The organism is Pseudomonas sp. ICMP 10191 (assembly GCF_001467335.1).
GTDB lineage: Bacteria > Pseudomonadota > Gammaproteobacteria > Pseudomonadales > Pseudomonadaceae > Aquipseudomonas > Aquipseudomonas cerasi.
Genome location: NZ_LKGW01000164.1, coordinates 1 through 3785, shown reverse-complemented (window position 1 = coordinate 3785; position 3785 = coordinate 1). Strand labels below are relative to the sequence as shown.

Genomic DNA, 3785 nt, shown 5'->3' with positions numbered 1-3785 from the left:
AGCAGGTAGATGCGGGTGTTGGCCATCGGCTTGCCGATGGTCGCGTTGCCGCTGCCTTCGCTGCCGACCGCAGCGTCGTGACTGACGTAGGCCGCGGTGCAGGACACCGTCGCTTCGGTCGGCCCGTAAGTGTTGATCAGGCGAGTGTGTGCCGGGCGCACCTCATCCCAGAGTTTGAGTTTCTGTGCCGACAATGCGTCACCTGTGACGTTGATCAGGCGCACCCCGGCCAGGCGTTGTTCAGCAGCCTGCGGCTGGTTGTGCCATTCGGCGACCAGGGTGTGCCAGTGAGCGGCGGTCAAGTGCAGGACGGTCGGGTAAATGCCGTGATTTTCAGTGCCCTCACTGCCGAATATCTCGCGGCTTGGCGCCAGAGTGGCACCGGCCAGGAGTGCCGGGAAGATCTCCTCCACCGACAGGTCGAAGTTAAGGGTGTTTTGTTGCAGCACCGTGTCGCTCTGGGACAGGCCAAACAGCCGCGCCGCATCGACGCTGTAGTTGACCAGGCCACGGTGTTCGATCATCACGCCCTTCGGATTGCCCGTGGAACCCGAGGTGTAGATCACATACGCCAGGTTGCGCACGCCGAGGGTCGGTACGACCGGGTTGTCATCGCACTCGGCGAAGCCCTGGCAATGCTCGTCGTCGAGCAATACCGATGGCATCGACAGTACGGGCAAACGCTCCTGCAAGCCGCGCTGGGTGAGCAACGCCGCCGGCTGGCTGTCGTTGATCATGTAGGCCAGGCGCTCGGCCGGGTAAGCCGGGTCCAGCGGTACGTAGGCGGCACCGGCTTTGAGTACACCGAGCAGCCCGACGATCATTTTCACTCCGCGTTCGACGCAGATCGCCACTCGATCATCCGGACCGATGCCCAGGCTGATCAGGTGGTGAGCGAGACGATTGGCCTGGCGGTTCAGTTCGGCATAGCTCAAGCGCTGCGCCTGGAAGGCCACGGCGATGGCGTCGGGCTGTGCCTGGACCTTTTCCTCGAACAGCTGATGAATCGTGCGATCTTGCGGGTAAGGCACGTCGGTAGCGTTAAGGTCGACCAGCAGATGCTTGCGCTCCGCGGTATCGAGCAGTGGTACGTGTTCCAGCACCTGGCGGTCATCGGCGACCATGGCGTGCAGCAAACGCTGCAGGTAGCCCAGATAGCGGGCGATGGTGCCTTCATCGAACAACGCAGTGGCGTATTCCAGCGAACCGAACAACTGACCCTGGGCTTCGCCGATGTCCAGCGAGAGATCGAACTTGGACAGCGTATGGCCCGCGCTCAGGCTCTCCAGTTGCAGATCGCCAAGGGCGAAATCCCCACCGCCCATGTCCTGCCAGCTGAGCATGGCCTGGAACACCGGGCTGTGCGAGAGGCTGCGCACCGGCTTGATCACTTCCACCACCTGCTCGAACGGCAGGTCCTGATGGTCCTGGGCGCCTAACGTGTTGGTCTTGACCTGCGCCAGCAGAGTTTCTGCCGTGGGCTTGTCGCTGAGGTCGACGCGGATCGCCAGGGTATTGACGAACAGGCCCACCAATCCTTCGGCTTCGCTGCGTGTGCGGTTGGCCACTGGCGTGCCGATGACCACGTCGTCCTGGCCGGACAGCCGCCCCAGCAGTGCAGCCCAGGCGGCCATGAGGGTCATGAACAGGGTGCTGCCGTGACGTTGGCTCAATGCCTTGAGGCCGCGAGTCAGGTCTTCGTCGAGCACGATGGGCAGCACCGCGCCGGTATAGTCCTGCTGTGCCGGACGCACCCGGTCGGTGGGCAACATCAGCAGCGCCGGAGCGTCTGCCAGGGTTTGCTGCCAGTAGTCGCTTTGTTGCTGCAGCAGATCGCCGCTCAGCCAGCGACGCTGCCACACCGCGTAGTCCAGGTATTGCAGCGCCAGTGGCGCCAGCGGGTCGTCCTGGCCCTGACTGAATGCCGCGTAGAGCGCCGCCAATTCACGGGTCAGCACGCCAATTGACCAGCCATCGGAAACGATGTGGTGCATGGTCAGCAACAGGACGTGATGGTCCTCGGCCATACGGATCAGGCGGCCTCGGATCAATGGGCCCTGTTCCAGATCGAAGCTTTGCAGCGACTCCTCACTGGCCAGTGCCTGAAGCTTCTCTTTGGCATCCACCAGCCCTTGCAGATCGTGCAGTTGCAGGTTGAAGCCCGCATCCGCCGGGCTGATCCGTTGCAATGGTTGTTCGTCATCGCCCTGAATGAAGGTGGTGCGCAGACCCTCGTGACGCGCCACGATACGCTCCAGCGCTCTTTGCATTGCCGCGCGATCCAGCTCGCCCCGCAGGCTCAAGCCGACAGGCATGTGGTAGGCCGCACTGGCACCTTCCATCTGGGCGAGGAACCACAGGCGTTGCTGGCCGAACGACAATGGCCAGGCCTGATCGCGTGCCACCGGTACGATATCCGGCAGGATGCTGCGTCCGGCCTGGGCGATGGCCAGTGCCAGTGTGCTCAGTTCGGGGTGGGCAAACAGCGCGGCCAGGCTCAGTTCGACGCCCAGTTGTTGACGAATCTGCGAAATCAGGCGCATCGCCAGCAAGGAGTGACCGCCCAGCTCGAAGAACTGGTCGTGACGGCTGACGCGTTCAACCTGGAGCAGGTCGCTCCAGATTTGCGCCAGCAGGGTTTCGGTTTCGCCTTGGGGGGCTTCGTAACCACGGCGGATCAGTGCATCGGCTTCCGGTGCTGGCAGTGCCTTGCGGTCCAGCTTGCCGTTCGGCGTCAGCGGCAGTGCGTCGAGCAGCACATAGGCTACCGGGATCATGTAGGCCGGCAGTTGCTCCTGCAGCCAACCGCGCAGGCTGTCGATGTCTGTCGAAGCCTGCTCTGCGCTCAGGGTGTAATAAGCCACCAGACGCTTGTCGCCGGGAATGTCTTCGCGGGCAGTCACTACGGCTTCGTGGATCGCCGGGTGGCTGGCCAGTCGTGCATCGATCTCGCCCAGTTCGATACGGAAGCCACGGATCTTCACCTGATCGTCGTTACGACCCAGGTATTCGATATTGCCGTCTGGCAGGTAGCGCCCCAGGTCTCCGGTGCGGTACATGCGAGCCGCTGGCTGTTCGCTGAACGGGTCCTTGAGGAAGCGTTCGGCGGTCAGGTCGTCACGGTTCAGATAACCCCGTGCCACACCGGCACCGCCAATGTAGATTTCACCGCTAACACCCAGTGGCACAGGCTGCTGTTTCTCGTCCAGCAGGTAAAACTGTGTATTGCCCACTGGTTTGCCGATGTGCGCTGCGAAGCCGTCTTCGCGGTTCATCGCCACCCAGCTTGAGTACGTGGTGGTTTCCGATGGGCCGTAGAGGTTGCACAGGCGCTGCACGCCGGTTTTTTCGAACAGATTTTCCACGAGGCTGCGTTTCAGCGCTTCACCGGCCACGTTCACCGTATGGACCGATTCCGGCAACCCATCAACGTCCAGCAGTGCTTTAAGCGCTGACGGCACGGTGTTGATCAGGCCGATATCGCGATCGCCGTGTTGCAGTTCAAGCACATTCTTGACGATTTCGATGCTGCCACCCGAGGTCAGCGGTGCAAAGCACTCGTAGACCGCCAAGTCGAAGTTCAGCGAAGTGGAGAACAGGGTTTTTTCCAGAGCAGACGCATCGAAAGCCGTGTGCGCCCAAGTCAGGAAATTCACGGTGTTGCGGTGTTCGATCATCACGCCTTTCGGCAGACCTGTGGAGCCCGAGGTGTAGATCAGGTACGCCAGATGCGACGAGGTCAGCCCTGGCACCTGCGGATTCTGGACGGATTGGTCCTGCCAATC

General features: G+C 62.1%; 1 protein-coding gene. It reads right to left on the bottom strand.

What is annotated here, in order from left to right:
• On the bottom strand, nucleotides 1-3785 hold a 3785-nt coding region (locus AO388_RS24300), incomplete at both ends, for a non-ribosomal peptide synthetase (RefSeq protein WP_153004015.1).